We start from the raw sequence: 22,228 nt of genomic DNA on the forward strand, positions 1-22,228 counted from the left end.
GCTCCTGCAGAGGAGCGACTTATCCCGCCGCCCGCACCACGCCCATATCAATCCCCACATGCACCAGCTCCGCATGGGAGCTGACCTGCAATTTGCTCTTGAGCAAGGTCAGGTGATTGGACACGGTCTTGCTGCTGATACTCAGTTGATCGGCAATGGCCCGGGTGGGTGTGCCCTTGGCCAGCATCAGGAAAATTTCCAGCTCGCGGGCCGTCATGCCCTGCAGGCGATGATCGACCGGGTGGTAGGCCAGCTCGGTGGCCAGGGCCTGTTCGATATAGGTGTGGCCGTCGAGGATGCGCTGCACCGCTTCATTCATCACCGCAGGCGTCGCGCCCTTGGTGATATAGCCCGACGCACCGGCCTCCAGGGCCTGGCGTACCAGGGGCAGTTCCTGATGCTGGCTGAAAAACAGCACGCGCAATTGCGGCAGGCGCTGGCGCAGGCGGCGAGTGGTCTCCAAGCCGCTGATGCCCGGCAGGCCAAAACCGGTGATCACCAGGTTCGGCACCGCCTCCTGCACCCGCGCCAGCGCCTCCTCGCCAGTGCCCGCCTCGCGCACCTCCACGCCCGGTAGCAGCGCCCGCAACAGGCTGCTGTAACCCAGGCGCACCACGGCGTGCTTGTCTACCAACAGGATATTCATGAGGCATGCGCCGGCATCACCAGCAGCGGCGCCGGTCGCGGGCCGTGGAGCTTGTCCACGCCGATCAGGCTGACAATCAGCAAAAACGGCAAGAGCAGCGCCTTGAGAATTCGCATGATCGTACAACTCCTGAGGATGACCGGTACTTTCATGCTAGAGCCCTCAAGCGCCGGCTGATTTACTACTTTGGTACTGGTTTTGCTGTCTATCGTCGCATTCCCAAGGCAGCGCGACTGGCATGTAATAGGCGCATAACTATAAGGATCGTACCTGCCATGCTGCCCGCCCGACTGACTCTGGCTGCCGTGCTGTCGTTGACCCCGCTGCTGGCTGCTGCCCAGCCGCCAACCGCGCTGTTTTCCCGCGACGGCTACCGCATCAACCTCTATCGCAGCCCCACCCCCGAACACCTGCCGGGCGCGACCATCGTCGATACCCAGGCCCTGCAAACCCTGCTGGCGCAACAGCCGCGCCCGGTGCTGATCGACGTCTACCGCCGGCAATGGCTGCACGGCCAGTTCATCGAAGACCAGCCCCACGCCAACCTGCCCGGCAGCCACTGGCTGGCCAATACCGGCGATGGCGAGCTGACGCCCGAGTGGCAGAGCTACTTTGCCCGCCACCTGTACACCTACACCGACGGTCACCTTGCCCACCCCTTGGTGTTCTACTGCCGCGCCGATTGCTGGTTGAGTTGGAACGCGGTAAAACGGGCCAAAGCCTTGGGCTATAACACTGTGTATTGGTATCGCGATGGCCTGGACGCGTGGGAGGCCGCCAAGCTGCCCGTCGCCGCGGCACACCCAGAGCCCTTTGAGCTTGCCCCCTGAAACATCACAATAAAAAGGTGAACGGCCATGTATAAAATTCTGATTGCCGACGATCACCCGCTGTTTCGCGAAGCGATCCATAACGTCATCAGCGACGGTTTTGCCGGCAGCGAAGTGATGGAAACTGCCGACCTGGACAGCGCCCTGGCCCTGACCCAGGAGCACGACGACCTCGACCTGATCCTGCTGGACCTGAACATGCCCGGCATGCACGGCCTCAACGGCCTGATCAACCTGCGCAACGAAGCGCCGACCATACCGGTGGTGATCGTCTCGGCCGAACAGGACAAGCAGATCGTGCTGCAAGCCATCACCTATGGCGCGGTGGGCTTTATCACCAAATCCTCGCCACGGGCGCAGATGACCGAAGCGATCCAGCAGATCCTCAATGGCAACGTGTACCTGCCGCCCGACATCATCCGCACCCAGAAAAACCCCGGCCAGCGGCGCATGCACGACAACCCGGCCTTTGCCCCGGAACTGCTGCAGGCCCTTACACGCAAGCAGTTGCTGGTGTTGGAGCGGATGACCAAGGGCGAGTCGAACAAGCAGATTGCCTACACCCTGGAAATTGCCGAGACCACGGTGAAGGCCCATGTGTCGGCGATTCTGCGCAAGTTGAACGTACATAACCGGGTGCAGGCGATCCTTAGCGCTGGAGATATCGACTTCGGCTCCTACCTGCGGCGCTGATTTTCCTTACAACTGAGCTCCCACAGGGGTACGCGTACGATTCGAAGATCAGGTCGGCTTTAAGGCCGCCTCGCTTTGCTTTTGATCTTGATCTTGATCTGAGGCGTCCCGTTAAACCACGCTGGCCGTCATCCGATTTTGATTTGGGGGGTAACCCGGCAGGACGCCGGGTTAGCCGCGCTGGGCCATGGATGGCCCATCGCGGCGGCCCCCCAAATCAATGTCGGATGACGGGCACACCGAGCCTAGGCGAGGTGCCGAGTGGTGGGGCAAAAGCCCTTTGCTTACTTTGGGGCTTTTCCAAAGTGAGCCGCCGTAAGGGCGGAACCCTAAGTGGCCATGACCGCAGCAACGGATATGTACACACCCCCAGAAAAGACCTGTGTAGATACCTACGCCACGATAACGGTGTGTCATTCAGCATTTATTTGCCTGACCCACCGCTATCGCGGGCAAGCCCGCTCCCACATTTTGATCGAGGGCATGTCAGGGACGGCCCAAGAGGTGGCTCATGGCAGTCTTGAGTTTCATCGGCCGCACCGGCTTGTGCATCAGGGTATGCCCCAGCTCGCGGATTTGCAGTTTCAGCTCGTTGCTGTAATTGGCGGTGATCATCATCGCCGGAATGGCACTGGCCCGCCGCGCATTGATCCTGGCCACCGCGTCCACGCCGTTCTGTTCGTCATCCAGGTGGTAATCAGCAATCAGCAAGTCCGCCTGGGCATGGTAGTTATCCACCTGGCGTGCCAGGTCCTGTTCGGACAAGGCGGTAATCACCTGGCAGCCCCAGCCTTCAAGCAAGGTACGCATACCGGCACAGATCGCCGCGTCGTTATCCAGCACCCACACCCGGGCGCCCTGCAAACGCTCCAGCATCGGCTCGCTCATCACCGGCATAGGCAAGACCCTGGGTGCGGTGCTGCTCAACGGCACCTCCACACTGAACATCGAGCCCTTGCCCGGCCAGGAGCGCACGCTGATCCGGTGCCCGAGGATCCGCGCGATTTTTTCCACAATCGCCAACCCCAGGCCCAACCCACGATCCTGGTCCGGGCGTTGCACATCGCCGCGCTTGAACTCCTGGAAAATCTCCTCCAAACGCTCCTCGGCGATGCCCATACCAGTGTCCCAGACCTGGATCGACAACCGCTGATGCTCACGCCGACAACCCAACACCACGCGCCCGCCGTAGGTGTAACGGATGGCATTGCTCAACAGGTTGCGCAAGATTCTGGCGAGCAGCTGGATATCGCTGCGCACCAGGGCCGAGCAGCCAATAAAGTGCAGCTGCAAGCCTTCGCTGCGCGCCACTTGGGTGTATTCGGCGGCGAGGTTGTCCAGCAGTTCGCTCAAGGCAAACGGTGCGATATCGGCCTTGATCACCCCGGCGTCGAGCTTGGAAATATCCACCAGGGTGCCCAGCAGGTTTTCCACGTCTTCCAGGGAATTGCTGACGTTGCGCACCAGGGTCTCGTTGGCCACCGGGTCACGCCGCTCCAGCAAGGCCCCAGTAAACAAGCGGGCGGCATTCAGCGGTTGCAGCAGGTCATGGCTGACCGCCGCCAGAAACTTGGTTTTCGACAGGTTGGCCTGCTCGGCTTCCAGCTTGGCTTCGCGCAGGCGCGACTCCACGCGGCGGCGCTCGTCGATTTCCTGCAGCAGTTGGTCGTTGAGCGAAGTCAGTTCGGCGGTGCGCTCGCGCACTCGCAGTTCCAGGTTCTGATAAGCCTGGTGCAGGGCCTCGGCGGTGCGCCGGCGTTCGGTGATGTCGCGGATCAGCACAAAGATCCCCACCACCTCGCCACTGGCCAGGCGGTTGGGCACATAGGAACGCAGCATGTAGCGCTCCTGATGGTTGATATTGGTTTCGGCGAACTCGAAGGTCACGCTCTCCCCCGCCAGCGCCTGCGCCACGTAGGCTTCCAGGCGCTGGTAATGCTGTTCGCTGTGGGCCTGGCGCAGGCTTTTGCCGAGCATCGCGCCCTGCGCCCAGCAATACCATTGCTCGTAGACCTTGTTGGTGAACTCGTAGACCAGATCGGCATTGAGGTAGGCAATCAACGCCGGCACATGGTCGGTGATCAGGCGGATCCAGCGTTCGCTTTCCTGGGATTTCTGCGCGACGGCCTGTTCACGGCGCAGGGTTTCCGCCAGTTTGACGTCAGTGATGTCGGTAAACAGAATCACTCGCCCACCGTCCTGGGTCGGCCGCTCGCTGACTTGCAGCCAACGGCCGTTATCCAGACGGTAAAACAGGGTTTCATCAGCGTGCCCGTGGGCCTCTTCGGTGAACAGGCCGTTGACCGTCATCAGCCGTTTGACCTCGCGCAGGCCCATACCCGCGACAATCTGCACCGGGCTGTTGCTCCAGAACCCCTGGAAGCGGCTGTTGAACAACACAATATTTTGGTGCTGGTCGAACAGCACAAAGGCATCGGAAATGCTCTCGATGGCATCAATCAAATGCTGGTGGGCGGTTTCCGCGCGCAACCGTGCATCGCGCAGCAGATGGTTGCTGGCCTTGAGTTCGGCCATAGCCTGGTTGAGCGCGTCGGTACGTTCGCGCACCTGCTCGGCCAGCACCACCGAATGCTGGAACGCCGCATAAGGGTCGTTGCCACGGGTCGCGCCGGATTCGACGCGCTCGATCAGCGCGGCGTTGATCCGCGCCAGCTTGCGATTGTCCTGCTGCAGGGCGCGGATCTGCGCGTGCAGTTCAGCGCTGTCCAGAGCTTCGACCACGGGCAATGGCGACCCCGGTAAAGGTCTGGTTGATGTGCATGCCATTGAACTGTTCTCCGTAGGTGTTGAACCCCATCACCCGTTGCTCACGCAAAAAGGCGCCGATCGGCTCCAGGGTGCCGTGCTCTTCCAGCTCCAGGCGCCGCAGGAAACAGTCGCAGCCGATGGTCAGCAGCAGGTCGCCGAGACGCGCTTGCAGACCGTCGAACAGGGTCTGCAGGTTGGGCAGGATCGGCCCCGGGGTCATGGCGGTGAGGACGATGCCGTTTTCCACCGCGCAGTAGAAACTCAGGCTCAAGTCATCGTGGACCTGCTGGATCGCCCGCACGTAGTACTGCTCGTTGATACGCACCGCCAACGGATGGGCGGCGAAGATCCGGTGATCCAACTGTGCAACGGCCACGCCGATATGCCGTGCGTACTCCTCGGCGGCAGGTTCGGCATTCAACTCAAAGACCCGCCGCGACGCGCTGTCCGCGCCTGTCACCACCAGTTTGTGTGCCAAGGGCAGGATGTGGTGGGTGGTGAACACCTCGAAGTCCAGCCAGGTATTGACCAGCACCACGACAGCCGCGCCGCTGTGGAAGGCGCCGTCGAAATACACGTGGGTGTGGGTCAGGTGGTTGTCATCGCCGGCCGAACCGCCGAAATGCGGGATATCGCCGAGCGCTGCGCTCAGGGCGGCGAGGACCATTTCTTCGCGGCTGGACAGGCCGTCGAGCAGGGTCAAGGCAAAGCTGTTGCCCTTGATCGGGGCCAGGGTGTTGCTGCGACAGCCACCCACTAGGCGTTCGACCATTTGTTGCGCGTCGATCAGGCTGAAGTGCTCGACCTGGTCGATCAGTTCGGTGGCAATGGAAAAGTGCGCATGGTCAAACCCCACCGCCGTCACGCAATTGCGCCCGTAACCCTGGGGCGTGATCTCGCCGGCGCTGGTGCAACCCACCACGCGGACACCACCGAAACTGTGTTGCAGGGCCTGGCCGAGGGCCTGCAGGTCATAGGTGGCAGAGCAGAAGAACAGCACGAACCCCAGGTACGGGTGCAACAACTGGCACGCCAGCTCATCGGCCACCTGCTGCGCATCGCTGGCCTGGGACATGGCTGTGACTACGCCTTCGCTATACACCTGTTGCATGGTCATCTCCCCGTTGAAGCTCAAGTGTACGAACGCGCGGGGTGGCGACCTATGCTACTTGGGTACTGGGTCGGGGCTTCGATGGGATGAGAGCCACCGGGCAACAGATGAATCTCAGTGGGAACTGGCTTTGTGTGGGAGCTGGCTCCCACACGTTTGACCGTGTTCCAGGTCATTACCAGGTCAGCACCGCGCCTACGGCAAAGGTATCGGTGTCTTCATTCTGCGCACTGGTGTCGTGGCCGTTGATCTCGAACTGGTTGTACTCGGCCACCAGCTTCAGGTTGTCGTTGATGTCATGGAACAGGGCAATGCCCCGGGTTTCGTAGTCGGCGCCGCTGCCGACCACGCCGTTGCCGTCGTCCTTGGTCTTGCCGTAGGACAGCGCCAGGCGGTTCTTGCCCAGTTTGTAGGAGCCCTGCAGCAGGTAGCCATTGCTGTCGACATTACGCAAGGTGGCCTCCCCGGCGTTGTTGGTGAAGAACGGGTTGATGCCCTTGGCCTGGAAGCCGGAGCCGGTGAGCGACAAGCCGCCCATCTTCGCCTGCACCCCATAGCCCAGGCCCTTGGAGGTCACCGATTCGACGGTAGAGTCGGTGTTGTCCGAGGTCTGGTAGCTGCCGTTGAGCCAGCTGTAGATCTTCGCCCCGCCCACGTCGAACTGGTAGGTGATCTCGCTCTCGGTACGCGGGTTCTTCTGGTAGGCCTTGCCCAGCGGGCTGCTGTCGTTGGTGTCGACCGGGTCCATGATGCCCACGGCCACCCGCAGGCCGTCCATTACCGGGGTGCGGTAGGTGATTTGCGAGGTGGGGAACGGGTATGGGTAGCCACTGCCGATATTGCCGAACGAGACCCCGCCGCCGTCCACCAGGCCCAGGCTGTCGCTGACCTGGCCATAGCCGGCGAGCAGTTCGTCGAGCAGGATGTTGGAACGGGCGAACAGGCCGAAGTCCTTGCCGATCAGCACTTCGCCCCACTCGGGGTTGGCCACGGTGCCGTAGAACTGGCGCACGTCGATGGCGGTGTCGGTGCCGTTGGTTTCACTGTCGTTGATGGTCACCCAGAACGAGGCACGGGCGCCGAGCTTGAGGTCATCGACCTGCTTGCCCATGTTGAAGCCCAGGTAGTTGGGCAAAAAGCCCATTTTTACCCGCGACTGGCGCCGGTCGTATTGCTCGCCGGCACGGTCCACATCGCTGTTGACGTAGAAGGCGTTGACGTAGCCATCGGTGGAGAAGGTGGTTTGGTCTTTGTCGTACAGCACGATCTCAGCCTGGGCCACCGAGCTCAAACCGAGGCTGGCGATAAAGGCTGGCAACAAACGACGGGGGAAGTTCTTATTGTTATGCATGGCGCGCTCCGCGACGGGGGTCTGGGTGTCGGAGGCGATTATCGAAAGCCAGGCAGCGCGGTTAAACGCTGCCTTGGAGGGAAATGCGCGGTGCTTTGGAGGGCGCCGAGGGCCCGCCACTTAAGGCTTACACCGGTAGGCGCGGGGTTGGGGTCAAAGGGCGTTGAACAACATCCCGCCTGCCACCACGATACACAGGCTGGCAAAGCCGATTTGCAAGGCCCGCGCCGGAATCAGCGAGCCCAGGCGCCGGCCGATGAGCATGCCGACGATGCTGGCACCAATAAACACCCAGCCGAGGGTGTCGATCACCACCCCGGCATGGAACGCGCCGACCACACCAATCAGCGAAATCAGGCTGATCACCATCAGCGAGGTGGCGACAATCCCGCGCATCTGCACATCGGTCAGTTGCTTGAACGCCGGCACGATCAGAAAGCCGCCGCCCACCCCCAGCAGGCCCGATACCGCACCGGTCACCGCACCGAGGGCGGCCAGGGTCGCGGTGCATTTGGCGGTCCAGGAAAACCGCCCGGTCTGCTGATCGAGCATGCAGTTCTTCTGCCCCCAGGACGCGGCGCCATGGTCGCTGGGGCCGGCCTCGAGCTTTTCGCGCCGCAACATGCGCCACGCCACCAGCACCATCAGCGCGCTGAACAGGCCCATCAGGATCTTGTCCGGCAACTGATGGGCGAAGAACACCCCCAGCGGCGAAAACAGGGCGCCAAGCAAGGCAATCAGCAACGCCGCGCGGTACCGCACCAGGCCATGGCGCAAGCCATCAATCGCCCCCACCGCCGCCGCCGCCCCCACGGCGAACAATGACACCGGGGCCGCTTGGGTCATGGTCAAGCCCAGCCCCAGCACCAACGCCGGCACCCCCAGGATCCCGCCCCCGGCCCCGGTCAGGCCCATCACCAGCCCCATGAACACGCCAAAAAAACTTGCCAGCAGCATAGGGTTCTCTCACTCCACCTTGGCCAGACGGGTCAGCCATTCGCGGCCCTTGAGCATGCCGTTCCAGTAGAACCACGGCAGCAGCGTCGCCTTCAAAAACCACGCCGAGCGCCGCGCCACCGTCGGGTCGAGGAGAAAGGTCGGCAGCAGCCGGCCGCCATAACCGAACTCGGCCAGCACCACCTTGCCCTTCTCCACCGTCAACGGGCAGGAGCCATAACCGTCGTACTTGAGCGGCAACGGCGCCTGTCTGCGCAGGGCCAGCAAGTTCTCGGCGACCACCACGATTTGCTTGCGCACCGCCGCCGCCGTCTTGGCATTGCTGGTGGAGCACACATCGCCCAGGGCGAAGATGTGCGGGTAACGCACCTGTTGCAGGCTGTGGGGGTCGACCTCGCACCAGCCAGCGGCGTCGGCCAGTGGGCTGTGGCGGATAAAGTCCGGGGCCACTTGCGGCGGGACGACGTGCAGCATGTCGAAGGATTTTTCCTCGACGCTGATATTGCCTTCGGCGTCCTTGACCTCGAACCAGGCCTTGCGCGCCGGGCCATCGACCTTGATCAGGTTGGAGTTGAAGGCCAACTGCACGCCATATTTCTCGACATAGTTCATCAACGGCGGCACAAAGGTTGCCACGCCAAACAGCGCGGCGCCGGCCAGGTTGAATTCGACGTCGATGGTGTTCAGGTCACCTTGCTTGAGCCAATGATCGCAAGACAGGTACATGGCCTTTTGCGGCGCCCCTGCGCATTTGATCGGCATGGCTGGCTGGGTATAGATCGCCTTGCCACCCTTGAGCTGCTGCACCAGTTGCCAGGTGTAGGGTGCGTGCTGGTAGCTGTAGTTGGACGTAACGCCGTTGTGGCCCAGGGTCTGCTCCAGGCCTTGGATTTTCTCCCAGGCCAGGCGCAGGCCGGGGCAGACGATGAGGTTATTCCAGGTCACACGCTGGCCGCTGTCGAGCACCAGGGCCTGCTCGTCGGGCAGCAACTGACTGACCGCCGCCTGTACCCAGGTCACGCCGTCGGGCAATACCCGGGCCATGGGGCGCATGGTCTTGCGGATGTCATGGGCGCCGCCGCCCACCAGGGTCCAGGCGGGTTGGTAGTAATGTTCGGCGCTGGGTTCAATCAGGATGATATTGAGCTGCGGGTCGCGCTTGAGCAGGCTGGCCAGCAGGCCAATGCCTGCCGAGCCGCCGCCGATGACCACGATGTCGCCACTGATGGTCGGTCCCCAGTGTTGGTCGTTCATAGTCCTGGCCTTTCTTATTTCAACAATGCACACAAGGGTCGTTGCCGTATGGCGTCACGCCCAGCTTTTTATCACCGCCCCGCAGTACAGCCCGGAGAGGGTTTTCATCACTTGAATCACTTCGTGGCTGGCCAACCCGTAAAAGATGTACTTGCCTTCACGACGGGTCGCCACCAGCCCTTCGTCGCGCAGGATTCCCAGTTGCTGGGACAACGTCGGCTGGCGCACGCCGGTCATGGTTTCCAGCTCACCCACATTGCGCTCGCCCTGGGTCAACTGGCAGAGGATCAGTAGCCGGTCCTCATTGGCCAGGGCCTTGAGCAAGGTACAGGCCTTGGACGCAGACGCACGCAACTGGGCGACTTCACCTTCACTCAGACTGGATTCCATTTGCTTCGGTCCTTTCTCTCACTTAAGCTCAAAACATTATGTTTAAACATAAAGTGAATATCACGCCTTTTTTTAGCCATCAGGGACAACCGTCATGCCTGCGCTGATTCAACCCTTCCTGGACGAGGCCTCGTCGACCTGGACCTACATCGTCTATGAAGCGGACGGTGGACCCTGTGCCATTGTCGACTCGGTGCTCAACTACGACCCCGCGTCCGGACGCACCGACACGCGCCAGGCCGACCACGTCGTGGCGTTCGTCCAGGCCCATGGCTTGCAGGTGCAATGGCTGCTGGAAACCCACGCCCACGCCGACCACCTGTCCGCCGCGCCGTACCTGCGCCGTGTCTTGGGCGGCAAAATCGCCATTGGCCAGTCCATCAGCCAGGTGCAGGGCGTGTTCAAGCACCTGTTCAACCTGGAGCCGGCGTTTCGCGTTGACGGTTCGCAGTTCGACCATCTGTTCGCCCCCGACGAGGTGTTCCACATCGGCAACCTCAAGGCCCAGGCCCTGCACGTGCCCGGCCATACCCCGGCAGACATGGCCTACCTGATCGACGACCAGTTGATCCTGGTGGGCGACACCCTGTTCATGCCCGACGTGGGCACCGCCCGCTGTGACTTCCCTGGCGGCGATGCGCGCCAGTTGTATGCCTCGATGCGCAAGTTGCTGGCCTTCCCCGGCGACACCCGGCTGTACGTGTGCCATGACTATCCACCCGAGGGCCGCGAGGCCAAATGCCTGACCAGCGTGGCTGAACAGCGAGCGAGCAATATCCATGTGCATGACGGGGTGGATGAAGCGGCATTTGTGCAAATGCGCACCACCCGTGATGCCGGGCTGGGCATGCCGACGCTGTTGCTGCCGGCGATCCAGGTGAATGTACGAGCGGGGAATATGCCGCCGGCGGAAGACAATGGCGTGGTGTACCTGAAAATCCCGATCAACCAGCTGTGACACGGCACATCGGGCTCAACTGAAGTAAGAGCCCTTGGGCTTGGGCAAGCCTGACCAAAGCTCGTCGATATGCTTGAAGCCCCAGTCCTCGATGCTCTCGCGAGCGACAATCTTGTCGCGCTGCTCGGCCAGGTTCACCACCACCTGGATAATGGGCAAGCGGGAGCGCGCCGAAAAGAACACTTTGACCCGTGGCGTGAGCAACGACTTCTGGCTTTGCTCAATCACCACACCGATACGCCCGCTCCCCAGGCGCACCAAGGCGCCCACCGGGTAAATCCCCATGCACCGGACAAACGCCTGGAACACCCGCTCATCGAAATGGCCTTTCCACTCGGCCATTTTCTGAATGGCATCGGCCGGCCCCCAGCCTTGTTTATAAGGCCGCTCTGAGGTCACCGCATCGTACACATCACACACCGCGCCCATGTGTGCAAACAAGCTGATCTGATCCTGGCGCAGGCCGTGGGGATAACCCTCGCCGTTGCACTTTTCATGGTGATGCAAGCACACATCCAATACCAGGGCGCTGATATGCGGGCTGTTGCGCAACATGTTCACCCCCTCCTGGGGATGGCTGCGCACAATCTCGAACTCCGCCTCAGTCAGCTTGCCGGCCTTGCTTAAAATGCCCTCCGGGATGGCCATTTTCCCCACGTCATGGAACAACCCTGCCAGCCCTGCCTCCTGGACCAATGCCGGCGACAGCCCCAACTGCCTGGCCAACGCGATCATCAAGCCACTGACCGCGACCGAATGCATATAGGTGTATTCATCGGCCCGCTTCAACCGGGCCAGGCTGATCAGGGCATGGGGGTGGCGCAAAATCGACTGGGAAATTTCATCCACCAGGCTAACCACGCGAGTAGGGTCGATCGCGCCCCCCATGCGCAAGTCACTGAACATTTCGACGACGGCACTCTTGGCCCGCGCGCACACCTTGACGGCACGCGCCACCTCGACCTTCATATCAACACGCGGGGGCACCGCAGATTGCGCCAGTGCAGCGACCGTTGAGGTAACAGCTGGCGAACGCGGCAGCTCGTCCGGCAGCACGTCGTCCCCCTTCTCGGTATCAATCCAGAGGCTCTGCACCTGTGACTGACGCAAACGCTGCAGGTCTTGCAGACGGGTCAGCAAAAAACTGTTTTTCCAAAAACCATGGTCAGTCCAGGCGCCGTTGAGCTTGTGGACGTACATACCCAACCTGACTTGCGAAGCAGGAATGCATTTCAACATAGGCATTACCTCACAGTTCAAGATCAAACAACCTGCCCGACTCGGCTCAGTTCACCGAGAACCTCGAAACAATCTGTTTGAGATCAATCGCCAGCTTCGACAGTTCATTACTGGCGATCGAGGTTTGACTGGCGGCCGACGAGCTCTGGATAGACAGGTCACGAATGCTGATGAGGTTCTGGTCGACAGAGCGTGCGACATGGGCCTGCTCTTCCGACGCGGTGGCGATCAGCAGGTTTCGCTCGTTGATATCCTCGATCGCGTGGGTGATTTGAGTAATGGCCGCACCCGCTTCATGGGCGATCTTCAACGAATCCACGGCTTCAGTTCGGTTCAGCCCCATCGAGAGCACCGCCTCACTGGAACAGCTCTGGATCTTCGCGATCATCTGTTCGATTTCCTGGGTCGAGGTCTGCGTTCTATGGGCCAACGCCCTGACCTCGTCGGCCACCACCGCAAAGCCGCGCCCCTGCTCGCCGGCCCGGGCCGCTTCGATGGCCGCATTCAGGGCCAGCAGGTTGGTTTGCTCGGCAATGGAGCGGATGACTTCCACCACCCTTGCAATGTCCTGGGCCTGTTTGGCCAGCCCCTCTACTTCGACCCCGGTTTGCTGGACGGTGGCGCTCAATTTTTCAATCGAAGCGATGGTCTGGGTCACCCGCTCCTGGCCGACTTTTGCCGAGCGTTGGGAGTCCTGGGTCGACTGGGAGGCCGACACCGCATTACGCGCCACTTCTTCTACCGCGGCAGTCATCTCATTGACCGCCGTGGCGGCCTGATCGGTCTCCATACTTTGTCGTTCAATACCGGCACTGGACTCCTTGGTGATCGAACTCATCTCTTCAGCAGCCGATGCCAGTTGGCCGGATGCTTCGGATATATGCTGCAAAGTACTTTTCAAACTCATCTGCATGGCTGCAGTGGACTGTTGCAGGTCGGTCAGTTCGTCCTTGCCGCTGATCTGGATGGCGACACGCAAGTCTCCCTGGGCAATCTTCGCCGTCGCGGCCAACAGTTCGCCAACCGGCGTGATGATACTTTTGGTGAACAGTCGGGCGACCACAATGGTCAACAGCACCGACGCCACCATCAGGATCAATGTGAACAATCGGGCAGCATCATATTCATGGGCCGCAGTGGCCACTGCGGCCTGCCCACCCGTTTCGTTGATAGCCAACAATTCCCCAATCATGGACTGCAGCTTAACGGCCAGAGGGCTGGTGTAATCTCTAAAAAACACACTCAAGTCAGCAGCCGAATGTGAACTGTCCATGGCCAGCAACTCATCAACTTTCAGGTTATAGGCCTGTATATCCCGTATGACTTGATCATATTTATTCTTTTCTTCGGGACTGGATACAAACGAAGCATACTCATTGCTTACTTTAACCAGCGCACTACTCGCCTCTTTAACAGCACCGACCGAAGTTGAACTTAGCCGATTAGCATCCAGTGCAAACCTGCGCAACTCCAGGCGAAGTTTCAATAACGTACTTTCCATCTTTCCAGCCTGACGAATGCTGGGTAGCCAGTTAGTTTCTATTTGCACAGTGGACGAATAGACTTTGTCAACTTTCACCAGGGTCATCGCGCCTTGTATTAAAAGCAACAGGCACACCACGCCAAAACACAGGGTGGTACGGGAGTTCAATCTTATGGATCTCATTGACATGGCAATTCCCCTAGGCTTACTGGCTCAAGGACTTTTACAGCCTCGATGGCATCAGTGTGTGGAGCGTTCTGTGAAAAAAATGTAGGCCTATCGTTGTTTTATGGAGCCGACAAACAAAAAAACCACGCAAACCACTACTTAGCTAACTACTTATATAAGTCAATTAGACCAAGGAATATGCCGCAACGATAACAGGCGAGCGGGCACCCTTAGAGCCTTAAATAGCCAGATGGACTAGTTTCTCATTCTCTATGACTCGCTCTTCCGACTAAGACATGAGCTTAGCAGATACCTTACTGCCCATAAGGACAAGCGTTTTTTATAATAATGGCTTGCTCACCAGACACTTCCAGATGATCGCTATCAGTCACATCGCCTCGTATGAATAGAAACAATTGCGTATTACCGACGTTACGAGAGGAAGATCTATACACCACATTCTGCTGCCTCCCCCACGGATACTCCAGGAACCCACACTCTATGGAGCATCTGAAACATGGACATCCGACGTAACCACCGCGACCTGACCGGGGAGCAGAAACGAGCCTTTGTCACCGCCATTCTGCGGCTCAAGAACGACGTTCCAAGTGTCCTGCGCCCCGGCCTGCAGAACCGCTATGACGATTTTGTGCAGGTCCATCGCAACTCTATGGGCGGGCCCAACCCACTGGTCCCCAACCCCCACCAAAGCCCGCTGTTCTATCCCTGGCACCGGATCCTGATTCGGCAGTTCGAACTGGCGCTCAAAACCGCCGCAAATGATCCGTCTATCACCCTGCCCTATTGGGATTGGCAGCTAGAGGGTCGCAGCAACCCCTTCACCGCCGATTTCATGGGGGGCAACGGCGACAACATGCAAAACCAACGTGTCACCACCGGCCCATTTTCCGTGTTCAACGGCGCATTCGAACTCAAGGTGTGGGACGACAATTCGGGTGATCAGGGTCTGCGTCGCGACCTGGGGGCAAATCCCGAGCAGCCCTTGCCAGGCCCCCTGGAAGTGATTTCAACGTTGGCGCGCACCCCGTACTGGCAAGTCCCCGTGGCTGAAGCCTCCGGCGGTTGGGAAAATGTCAGTGAAGACCGATTGCACAACAGGGTTCATGCCTGGATCGGCGGCGATATGACCACCGCCTCCTCTTCCAATGACCCGCTGTTTTTCCTGCACCATTGCCATCTGGACTTTCTATGGGAGCAGTGGCGCCAGCAGCATCCGATCAGCGAGCCGTTCCAGCCCAGGGCTGACGCCCCCAACGGCGTGCTGGACTCAAGCCTGGTGTTCAACCCGCCAAACGAACCGGCACCCTGGCCAGAGCGCTGGACCGTCAGGCAGACCCTGGACCTTGAGCAACTTGACTACCGTTATGAATAAGTCAGCTGCCTAGGTTCAAACCATTGGCCGGCAGCGGCAGCGCGGTCTTGTAGCGCACCTGCTTGAGTGCAAAGCTCGAGCGGATGTTCGCCACACCCGGCACCTTAGTCAGAAAATCCATCATAAAGCGCTCCAGCGACTGGATGGTCGGCACCAGCACCCGGATCAGGTAGTCCGGGTCGCCGGCCATCAGGTAGCACTCCATCACCTCCGGCCGGTCGGAAATCGCCCCCTCGAATTGCTGCAGGGCTTCCTCGTTCTGCTTTTCCAGGCTGACGTGGATAAACACATTGACGTGCAGCCCCAGCAAATCGGCGTCCAGCAGCGTGACCTGGTCACGGATCAAACCCAATTCCTCCATCGCCTTGACCCGGTTGAAACACGGCGTGGGCGACAGGTTGACCGAGCGTGCGAGGTCGGCGTTGGTGATGCGGGCATTCTCCTGAAGGCTGTTGAGAATCCCGATATCAATACGGTCCAGCTTGCGCATGAGACAAAACCACCTGTTTATTATGTTTATGCAGATTTTTTATCCTCAAATGATCTCAGGCGCAACCAAACAGAGATAAATATTCTCCACGCCCCGGCCTATGATTGTTGTAGGACAAGATTTCTCCTACCCGGGGACTGACTGTCAGCTAAGCGCGCCCACTACAAGAAATTCACAAGATCGAGCGTAGAAAGCCATGACCCAGCAATACGAACCGCTGCGCCTGCACGTTCCCGAGCCTTCTGGCCGTCCAGGTTGCAAGACCGACTTTACCTACCTGCATCTGACCGATGCGGGTACGGTGCGCAAACCCGCAATTGACGTAGAAGCCGCCGACACCGCCGACCTGGCCAAGGGCCTGATCCGCGTGCTCGACGACCAGGGCCAGGCCCTGGGCCCATGGGCCGAAGGTGTCCCGGTAGACATTTTGCGCCGCGGCATGCGTGCCATGCTCAAGACGCGGATCTTCGACAACCGCATGGTGGTCGCCCAGCGTCAGAAAAAGATGTCGTTCTATATGCAAAGCCTTGGCGAAGAAGCCATCGGCAGCGCCCAGGCCCTGGCCTTGAACATCGACGACATGTGCTTCCCCACCTACCGCCAGCAAAGCATCCTGATGGCCCGTGAAGTGCCGCTGGTAGACCTGATCTGCCAACTGCTGTCCAACGAGCGCGATCCGCTCAAGGGTCGCCAGTTGCCGATCATGTACTCGGTAAAAGACTTCGGTTTCTTCTCCATTTCCGGCAACCTCGCCACCCAGTTCGTACAGGGCGTGGGCTGGGGCATGGCCTCGGCGATCAAGGGCGATACCAAGATTGCCTCGGCATGGATCGGCGATGGTGCCACCGCCGAATCGGACTTCCACACCGCCCTGACCTTCGCCCACGTGTACCGTGCGCCGGTGATTCTCAACGTGGTCAACAACCAGTGGGCGATCTCCACCTTCCAGGCCATCGCCGGTGGTGAAGCCACCACCTTCGCCGGACGCGGCGTGGGTTGTGGCATCGCCTCCCTGCGGGTGGACGGCAACGACTTTATCGCGGTGTACGCCGCCTCTGCCTGGGCCGCCGAACGCGCGCGCCGCAACCTCGGCCCGACCCTGATCGAATGGGTCACCTACCGCGCTGGCCCGCACTCCACCTCCGATGATCCCTCCAAGTACCGGCCTGCCGACGACTGGAGCCACTTCCCGCTGGGCGACCCGATTGCCCGCCTCAAGCAGCACCTGATCAAGATTGGCCAGTGGTCCGAAGAGGAACACGCCACGGTCAGTGCGCAGCTGGAGGCCGAAGTGATCAGCGCGCAGAAAGAAGCCGAACAGTACGGCACCCTGGCCGGTGGCCAGATTCCAAGCGCCGCAAGCATGTTCGAAGACGTTTATAAAGAGATGCCGGAGCACTTGAAGCGCCAGCGTCAAGAGTTGGGGATCTGACATGAACGATCACAACAATAAAATCGAGCTGGAAACCGCCATGACCACGACCACCATGACCATGATCCAGGCCCTGCGCTCGGCCATGGATGTGATGCTTGAGCGCGACGACAATGTGGTGGTATTCGGCCAGGACGTCGGTTACTTCGGCGGCGTGTTCCGTTGCACCGAAGGCTTGCAGAGCAAGTACGGCACCTCGCGGGTGTTTGATGCGCCGATCTCCGAAAGCGGCATCATCGGCGCGGCCGTGGGCATGGGTGCCTATGGCCTGCGCCCGGTGGCTGAAATTCAGTTCGCCGACTACGTGTACCCGGCCACCGACCAGATCATCTCGGAAGCGGCGCGCCTGCGTTATCGCTCGGCCGGCCAGTTCACTGCACCGCTGACCATGCGCATGCCCTGCGGCGGCGGCATCTACGGCGGCCAGACCCACAGCCAGAGTATCGAAGCGGTGTTCACCCAGGTCTGCGGCCTGCGCACGGTGATGCCGTCCAACCCCTATGACGCCAAGGGCCTGCTGATCGCCTCCATCGAAAACGATGACCCGGTGATCTTCCTCGAGCCCAAGCGCCTGTACAACGGCCCGTTCGACGGCCATCACGACCGCCCGGTAACGCCGTGGTCCAAACACCCGCAAGCCCAGGTGCCGGACGGCTACTACACGGTGCCGCTGGATGTGGCTGCCATCGTGCGTCCAGGCTCGGCCGTCACGGTGCTGACTTACGGCACCACCGTGTACGTGTCGCAAGTGGCCGCCGAAGAAACCGGCATCGACGCCGAAGTCATCGACCTGCGCAGCCTGTGGCCGCTGGACCTGGAAACCATCGTCAAGTCGGTGAAAAAGACCGGCCGTTGCGTGGTGGTGCATGAAGCCACCCGGACCTGCGGTTTTGGTGCCGAGCTGGTGTCGTTGGTGCAAGAACACTGCTTCCACTACCTGGAAGCGCCTATCGAGCGTGTGACCGGTTGGGACACCCCCTACCCCCACGCGCAAGAGTGGGCGTATTTCCCTGGCCCGACCCGTGTGGGCGCGGCTTTGCAACGGGTCATGGAGGTCTGAATGGGCACGCACGTTATCAAGATGCCGGACATTGGCGAAGGCATCGCAGAAGTTGAGTTGTCGGTATGGCACGTCAAGGTTGGCGATATGGTCGTGGAAGACCAGGTGCTGGCGGATGTGATGACCGACAAGGCGATGGTGGATATTCCCTCGCCGGTCCATGGCAAGGTGATATCACTGGGCGGCGAGCCGGGTGAAGTCATGGCCGTGGGCAGTATCCTGATCAGCATTGAAGTCGAAGGCGCGGGCAATACCCGGGAGTCGGCGTTGTCGGCGGTGGTTGAAGGAGCCGCGCCGGCCCCAAAAGCCGAAATCAAGGCTCCTGCGGTTGAAAGCAAACCGGCCGCCAAGCCGGTGGTGGCCGCCCAGGCCCCGGTGGCCCGCGACGCCAATGAGCGCCCGCTGGCCTCGCCCGCCGTGCGCAAGCATGCGCTGGACGCCGGGATCCAACTGCGCCTGGTCCAGGGCTCGGGCCCGGCCGGGCGTATTCTGCATGAAGACCTCGACGCCTATCTGCAACAGGGCAGCACCCGCGCCTCGGCCGGCGCCAACCCGTATGCCGAGCGTAACGACGAAGAGCAGATTCCGGTGATCGGCATGCGCCGCAAGATCGCCCAGCGCATGCAGGACGCCACGCGCCGCGCCGCACATTTCAGCTACGTCGAAGAGATCGACGTGACGGCCCTCGACGACTTGCGCGTACACCTCAATGAAAAAAACGGCGCCAGTCGCGGCAAGCTGACGTTGCTGCCATTCCTGGTGCGCGCGATGGTTGTGGCCTTGCGCGATTTCCCGCAGATCAACGCGCGTTATGACGACGAAGCCCAAGTCATCACCCGCCTTGGCGCGGTGCATGTGGGCGTCGCCACCCAGAGCGATGTCGGCCTGATGGTGCCCGTGGTGCGTCACGCCGAGGCACGCAGCCTGTGGGGCACCGCCGAAGAAATCACCCGCCTGGCCAACGCCGCGCGCAATGGCAAGGCCAGCCGTGACGAACTGTCGGGCTCGACCATCACCCTGACCAGCCTCGGCGCGTTGGGCGGAATTGTCAGCACCCCGGTGCTGAACCTGCCGGAAGTGGCGATTGTCGGCGTCAACCGCATCGTCGAGCGACCAATGGTGATCAAGGGGCAGATCGTGATCCGCAAGATGATGAACCTCTCCAGCTCCTTCGATCACCGGGTGGTCGATGGCATGGACGCGGCGCAATTCATCCAGGCCATCCGTGGCCTGCTCGAACAACCCGCCAGCCTGTTCCTGGAGTAAGGGCATGACTCAGACTTTGCATACCACGCTGCTGATTATCGGCGGCGGCCCGGGCGGCTATGTGGCGGCGATTCGCGCCGGCCAACTGGGCATCCCGACCATCCTGGTAGAAGGCCAGGCGTTGGGCGGTACCTGCCTGAATATCGGCTGCATTCCGTCCAAGGCCCTGATCCACATTGCCGAGCAGTTCCAGCAAACCGTGCACCACAGCCAGGGATCGGCCCTGGGCATCGAAGTGGATGTGCCGACCCTGGACATCCGCAAGAGCGTCGAGTGGAAGGACGGCATTGTCGACCGCCTGACCACCGGGGTTGCCGCGCTGCTGAAAAAGCACAAAGTGCAGGTAATCCACGGCTGGGCCAAGATCGTCGACGGCAAGACCGTGGACGTGGATGGCCAACGCATCCAGTGCGAGCACCTGCTGCTGGCCACCGGTTCGAAAAGCGTCAACCTGCCGATGCTGCCGATTGGCGGGCCGATCATTTCGTCCACCGAAGCCTTGGCACCGAGCCGTGTGCCAAAACGCTTGATCGTGGTGGGTGGCGGTTATATCGGCCTGGAACTGGGGATTGCCTATCGCAAACTCGGGGCCGAGGTCAGCGTGGTCGAAGCCCAGGACCGCATCCTGCCGGCCTACGACGCCGAGCTGACGCAGCCGGTCGCCGAATCCCTCAAGCAGTTGGGGGTCAAGCTGTACCTCAAGCACAGCGTGACGGGTTTTGAAGGTGGCAGCCTGCAAGTGCGCGATCCGAATGGCGAGACCCTGGCCCTCGGCACCGACCAGGTGCTGGTTGCCGTCGGTCGCAAACCCAACACCCAGGGCTGGAACCTGGAAGCCTTGAACCTGACGATGAACGGCGCGGCAATCCAGATCGACAGTCGTTGCCAGACCAGCATGCGCAATGTGTGGGCCATTGGCGACCTGAGCGGCGAGCCGATGCTGGCGCACCGGGCCATGGCCCAGGGCGAAATGGTCGCGGAGCTGATCAGCGGTAAATCCCGCGAGTTCAACCCGGCGGCGATCCCGGCGGTGTGCTTTACCGACCCGGAACTGGTGGTGGTCGGCAAGACCCCGGACGAAGCCAAGGCTGCGGGCCTGGACTGCATTGTCTCGAGCTTCCCGTTTGCGGCCAATGGCCGGGCCATGACCCTGGAGTCCAAGACCGGCTTCGTGCGGGTGGTGGCACGCCGCGACAATCACCTGATTGTTGGCTGGCAGGCGGTGGGGGTTGGCGTGTCCGAACTGTCCACGGCCTTTGGCCTGAGCCTGGAAATGGGCGCGCGCCTGGAGGATGTGGCAGGCACCATTCATGCCCACCCGACCCTCGGTGAAGCCGTACAGGAAGCGGCGCTGCGGGCGCTGGGGCATGCCCTGCACCTCTGACCCACTGTGACAGCGGGCTTGCCCGCGATAGCAATGTGTCAGTGTCAGAGGCGTTAACTGACCCACCGCTATCGTGAGCAAGCCCGCTCCCACACAGGCCAAGAATGAAGTATTGTTGCGCCCATCCAGAAATAAACCAAAAGCCTGCCTTCGACCAGGCGGTTGAAAAGAGATAGAGGGTGTCATGGGTAACGAAAGCATCAATTGGGACAAATTGGGTTTTGACTACATCAAGACCGACAAGCGTTTTCTCCAGACCTGGAAAGACGGCGCCTGGCAAGAAGGCACCCTGACCGAAGACAACGTGCTGCACATCAGCGAGGGCTCCACCGCCCTGCACTATGGCCAGCAGTGCTTTGAGGGCCTGAAGGCCTATCGCTGCAAGGACGGTTCGATCAACCTGTTCCGCCCGGACCAGAACGCCGCCCGCATGCAACGCAGCTGCGCCCGCCTGCTGATGCCGCAGGTGCCGACCGAAGCCTTCATCGAGGCGTGCAAGGCAGTGGTCCGCGCCAACGAGCGGTTCATCCCGCCGTACGGCACTGGCGGCGCGCTGTACCTGCGCCCGTTCGTGATCGGCACCGGTGACAACATCGGCGTGCGTACCGCGCCCGAGTTCATCTTCTCGATCTTCTGCATCCCGGTCGGCGCCTACTTCAAGGGCGGCCTGACCCCGCACAACTTCCTGATCTCCGGCTACGACCGCGCCGCGCCGAACGGCACCGGCGCCGCCAAGGTCGGTGGCAACTACGCAGCCAGCCTGATGCCCGGCTCCCTGGCGAAAAAAGCCAACTTTGCCGACTGCATCTACCTGGACCCGGCCACCCACTCGAAAATCGAAGAAGTCGGTTCGGCCAACTTCTTCGGGATCACCCACGACAACAAGTTCGTCACCCCGAACTCGCCGTCGGTGCTGCCAGGCATCACCCGCCTGTCGCTGATCGAACTGGCCAAGACCCGCCTGGGCCTGGACGTGGTCGAAGGCGACGTGCTGATCGACAAGCTGGCAGACTTCAAGGAAGCCGGCGCCTGTGGTACGGCGGCAGTGATCACGCCTATCGGCGGGATCGAGTACAAAGACAAGCTGCACGTGTTCTACAGCGAAAAAGAAGTCGGCCCAGTGACCCAGAAGCTCTACAAAGAGCTGACCGGTGTGCAGTCCGGCGACGTTGAAGCGCCGGCTGGCTGGATCGTCAAGGTCTAAGCCCCGCTGCGCAACAAAATGTGGGAGCGGGCTTGCTCGCGAAAGCGGTGGATCAGTCAACGTCATCAGTGACTGACCCACCGCTTTCGCGAGCAAGCCCGCTCCCACATTTGCTTACAGGTGGTTTCAGGATTTGGGCAGGTTCTGCGC

The 22,228-nt window shown here is 61.0% G+C and carries 19 protein-coding genes; 9 read left to right on the top strand and 10 right to left on the bottom strand.

Features of this window, described 5'->3' with window-relative positions:
• Positions 1 to 19 precede the first annotated feature (19 nt).
• Positions 20 to 646 (bottom strand): response regulator transcription factor, encoded by a 627-nt coding sequence (locus HBR93_RS22635; RefSeq protein WP_057439407.1) that lies wholly within the window; start codon positions 644 to 646, stop codon positions 20 to 22.
• 275 nt (positions 647 to 921) lie between these two features.
• Between HBR93_RS22635 and HBR93_RS22640 the strand changes: the two genes are divergently transcribed.
• Both HBR93_RS22640 and HBR93_RS22645 read left to right on the top strand, forming a co-directional pair.
• A complete protein-coding gene (locus HBR93_RS22640) occupies positions 922 to 1,476 on the top strand; it encodes a PQQ-dependent catabolism-associated CXXCW motif protein (protein WP_057960077.1) in 555 nt (184 codons plus the stop codon).
• A gap of 27 nt (positions 1,477 to 1,503) precedes the next feature.
• Positions 1,504 to 2,169, top strand: a complete 666-nt coding sequence (locus HBR93_RS22645; protein WP_029296512.1) for a response regulator transcription factor — start codon at positions 1,504 to 1,506, stop codon at positions 2,167 to 2,169.
• 486 nt (positions 2,170 to 2,655) lie between these two features.
• Here HBR93_RS22645 and HBR93_RS22650 read toward each other — a convergent pair whose 3' ends face one another.
• The 6 genes from HBR93_RS22650 to HBR93_RS22675 all read right to left on the bottom strand — a co-directional run bounded on the left by HBR93_RS22650 (position 2,656) and on the right by HBR93_RS22675 (position 10,001).
• On the bottom strand, positions 2,656 to 4,956 hold the full coding sequence (locus tag HBR93_RS22650) for a PAS domain-containing hybrid sensor histidine kinase/response regulator (RefSeq protein ID WP_169961112.1): 2,301 nt from the start codon (positions 4,954 to 4,956) through the stop codon (positions 2,656 to 2,658).
• The gene (gene nosP, locus HBR93_RS22655) at positions 4,886 to 6,049 is read right to left on the bottom strand and encodes a nitric oxide-sensing protein NosP (protein WP_169961113.1); all 1,164 of its coding nucleotides are present in this window, start codon (positions 6,047 to 6,049) and stop codon (positions 4,886 to 4,888) included. Before nosP ends, HBR93_RS22650 begins: the two co-directional genes overlap by 71 nt.
• A gap of 175 nt (positions 6,050 to 6,224) precedes the next feature.
• Entirely contained in the window at positions 6,225 to 7,400 is a 1,176-nt protein-coding gene (locus HBR93_RS22660; RefSeq protein ID WP_169961114.1) for a porin, read from the bottom strand.
• Positions 7,401 to 7,553: 153 nt separating this feature from the next.
• Entirely contained in the window at positions 7,554 to 8,357 is an 804-nt protein-coding gene (locus tag HBR93_RS22665; protein ID WP_057439411.1) for a sulfite exporter TauE/SafE family protein, read from the bottom strand.
• A gap of 9 nt (positions 8,358 to 8,366) precedes the next feature.
• Positions 8,367 to 9,611, bottom strand: a complete 1,245-nt coding sequence (locus HBR93_RS22670; protein WP_169961115.1) for an FAD/NAD(P)-binding oxidoreductase — start codon at positions 9,609 to 9,611, stop codon at positions 8,367 to 8,369.
• Positions 9,612 to 9,665: 54 nt separating this feature from the next.
• On the bottom strand, positions 9,666 to 10,001 hold the full coding sequence (locus HBR93_RS22675) for a metalloregulator ArsR/SmtB family transcription factor (protein ID WP_032860171.1): 336 nt from the start codon (positions 9,999 to 10,001) through the stop codon (positions 9,666 to 9,668).
• A 94-nt stretch (positions 10,002 to 10,095) separates the two neighbouring features.
• Between HBR93_RS22675 and HBR93_RS22680 the strand changes: the two genes are divergently transcribed.
• The gene (locus HBR93_RS22680; RefSeq protein ID WP_115128525.1) at positions 10,096 to 10,959 is read left to right on the top strand and encodes an MBL fold metallo-hydrolase; all 864 of its coding nucleotides are present in this window, start codon (positions 10,096 to 10,098) and stop codon (positions 10,957 to 10,959) included.
• 15 nt (positions 10,960 to 10,974) lie between these two features.
• Here HBR93_RS22680 and HBR93_RS22685 read toward each other — a convergent pair whose 3' ends face one another.
• Both HBR93_RS22685 and HBR93_RS22690 read right to left on the bottom strand, forming a co-directional pair.
• Complete coding sequence (locus HBR93_RS22685; protein WP_169961116.1) at positions 10,975 to 12,198, bottom strand: HD-GYP domain-containing protein; 1,224 nt, start codon at positions 12,196 to 12,198, stop codon at positions 10,975 to 10,977.
• Between the two features lie 46 nt (positions 12,199 to 12,244).
• The gene (locus tag HBR93_RS22690) at positions 12,245 to 13,870 is read right to left on the bottom strand and encodes a methyl-accepting chemotaxis protein (protein WP_057439414.1); all 1,626 of its coding nucleotides are present in this window, start codon (positions 13,868 to 13,870) and stop codon (positions 12,245 to 12,247) included.
• Positions 13,871 to 14,366: 496 nt separating this feature from the next.
• Here HBR93_RS22690 and HBR93_RS22695 point away from each other — a divergent pair, with 496 nt between their 5' ends.
• Positions 14,367 to 15,242, top strand: a complete 876-nt coding sequence (locus HBR93_RS22695; RefSeq protein ID WP_169961117.1) for a tyrosinase family protein — start codon at positions 14,367 to 14,369, stop codon at positions 15,240 to 15,242.
• Position 15,243: 1 nt separating this feature from the next.
• Here the strand turns inward: HBR93_RS22695 and bkdR are convergent, their stop codons facing one another.
• Positions 15,244 to 15,732 carry a Bkd operon transcriptional regulator BkdR gene (gene bkdR, locus HBR93_RS22700; protein ID WP_057439415.1) on the bottom strand — a complete coding sequence of 163 codons (489 nt, stop codon included), beginning with the start codon at positions 15,730 to 15,732 and terminating at the stop codon, positions 15,244 to 15,246.
• Between the two features lie 196 nt (positions 15,733 to 15,928).
• Here bkdR and HBR93_RS22705 point away from each other — a divergent pair, with 196 nt between their 5' ends.
• The 5 genes from HBR93_RS22705 (at position 15,929) to HBR93_RS22725 (ending at position 22,078) form a co-directional block, all read left to right on the top strand.
• A complete protein-coding gene (locus HBR93_RS22705) occupies positions 15,929 to 17,164 on the top strand; it encodes a 3-methyl-2-oxobutanoate dehydrogenase (2-methylpropanoyl-transferring) subunit alpha (RefSeq protein WP_120733532.1) in 1,236 nt (411 codons plus the stop codon).
• Position 17,165: 1 nt separating this feature from the next.
• Positions 17,166 to 18,224, top strand: a complete 1,059-nt coding sequence (locus HBR93_RS22710) for an alpha-ketoacid dehydrogenase subunit beta (protein WP_169961118.1) — start codon at positions 17,166 to 17,168, stop codon at positions 18,222 to 18,224.
• Positions 18,225 to 19,490: a dihydrolipoamide acetyltransferase family protein gene (locus HBR93_RS22715; RefSeq protein ID WP_169961119.1), complete on the top strand. Its 1,266-nt coding sequence runs from the start codon at positions 18,225 to 18,227 to the stop codon at positions 19,488 to 19,490.
• Positions 19,491 to 19,494: 4 nt separating this feature from the next.
• Positions 19,495 to 20,874: a dihydrolipoyl dehydrogenase gene (lpdA, locus tag HBR93_RS22720; protein ID WP_169961120.1), complete on the top strand. Its 1,380-nt coding sequence runs from the start codon at positions 19,495 to 19,497 to the stop codon at positions 20,872 to 20,874.
• A gap of 184 nt (positions 20,875 to 21,058) precedes the next feature.
• A complete protein-coding gene (locus tag HBR93_RS22725) occupies positions 21,059 to 22,078 on the top strand; it encodes a branched-chain amino acid aminotransferase (protein WP_057439419.1) in 1,020 nt (339 codons plus the stop codon).
• The last annotated feature ends 150 nt before the right edge of the window (positions 22,079 to 22,228 follow it).

Origin of the sequence: Pseudomonas sp. WS 5411, from assembly GCF_012985595.1 — a bacterium.
Lineage (GTDB): Bacteria > Pseudomonadota > Gammaproteobacteria > Pseudomonadales > Pseudomonadaceae > Aquipseudomonas > Aquipseudomonas shahriarae.

Excerpts from the sequence above, each read along its gene's own strand:
- HBR93_RS22635 (WP_057439407.1), bottom strand. The coding sequence starts at position 646 with ATGAATATCCTGTTGGTAGACAAGCACGCCGTGGTGCGCCTGGGTTAC.
- HBR93_RS22640 (WP_057960077.1), top strand. The coding sequence starts at position 922 with ATGCTGCCCGCCCGACTGACTCTGGCTGCCGTGCTGTCGTTGACCCCG.
- HBR93_RS22645 (WP_029296512.1), top strand. The coding sequence starts at position 1,504 with ATGTATAAAATTCTGATTGCCGACGATCACCCGCTGTTTCGCGAAGCG.
- HBR93_RS22650 (WP_169961112.1), bottom strand. The coding sequence starts at position 4,956 with ATGGCATGCACATCAACCAGACCTTTACCGGGGTCGCCATTGCCCGTG.
- nosP (WP_169961113.1), bottom strand. The coding sequence starts at position 6,049 with ATGCAACAGGTGTATAGCGAAGGCGTAGTCACAGCCATGTCCCAGGCC.
- HBR93_RS22660 (WP_169961114.1), bottom strand. The coding sequence starts at position 7,400 with ATGCATAACAATAAGAACTTCCCCCGTCGTTTGTTGCCAGCCTTTATC.
- HBR93_RS22665 (WP_057439411.1), bottom strand. The coding sequence starts at position 8,357 with ATGCTGCTGGCAAGTTTTTTTGGCGTGTTCATGGGGCTGGTGATGGGC.
- HBR93_RS22670 (WP_169961115.1), bottom strand. The coding sequence starts at position 9,611 with ATGAACGACCAACACTGGGGACCGACCATCAGTGGCGACATCGTGGTC.
- HBR93_RS22675 (WP_032860171.1), bottom strand. The coding sequence starts at position 10,001 with ATGGAATCCAGTCTGAGTGAAGGTGAAGTCGCCCAGTTGCGTGCGTCT.
- HBR93_RS22680 (WP_115128525.1), top strand. The coding sequence starts at position 10,096 with ATGCCTGCGCTGATTCAACCCTTCCTGGACGAGGCCTCGTCGACCTGG.
- HBR93_RS22685 (WP_169961116.1), bottom strand. The coding sequence starts at position 12,198 with ATGTTGAAATGCATTCCTGCTTCGCAAGTCAGGTTGGGTATGTACGTC.
- HBR93_RS22690 (WP_057439414.1), bottom strand. The coding sequence starts at position 13,870 with ATGTCAATGAGATCCATAAGATTGAACTCCCGTACCACCCTGTGTTTT.
- HBR93_RS22695 (WP_169961117.1), top strand. The coding sequence starts at position 14,367 with ATGGACATCCGACGTAACCACCGCGACCTGACCGGGGAGCAGAAACGA.
- bkdR (WP_057439415.1), bottom strand. The coding sequence starts at position 15,732 with ATGCGCAAGCTGGACCGTATTGATATCGGGATTCTCAACAGCCTTCAG.
- HBR93_RS22705 (WP_120733532.1), top strand. The coding sequence starts at position 15,929 with ATGACCCAGCAATACGAACCGCTGCGCCTGCACGTTCCCGAGCCTTCT.
- HBR93_RS22710 (WP_169961118.1), top strand. The coding sequence starts at position 17,166 with ATGAACGATCACAACAATAAAATCGAGCTGGAAACCGCCATGACCACG.
- HBR93_RS22715 (WP_169961119.1), top strand. The coding sequence starts at position 18,225 with ATGGGCACGCACGTTATCAAGATGCCGGACATTGGCGAAGGCATCGCA.
- lpdA (WP_169961120.1), top strand. The coding sequence starts at position 19,495 with ATGACTCAGACTTTGCATACCACGCTGCTGATTATCGGCGGCGGCCCG.
- HBR93_RS22725 (WP_057439419.1), top strand. The coding sequence starts at position 21,059 with ATGGGTAACGAAAGCATCAATTGGGACAAATTGGGTTTTGACTACATC.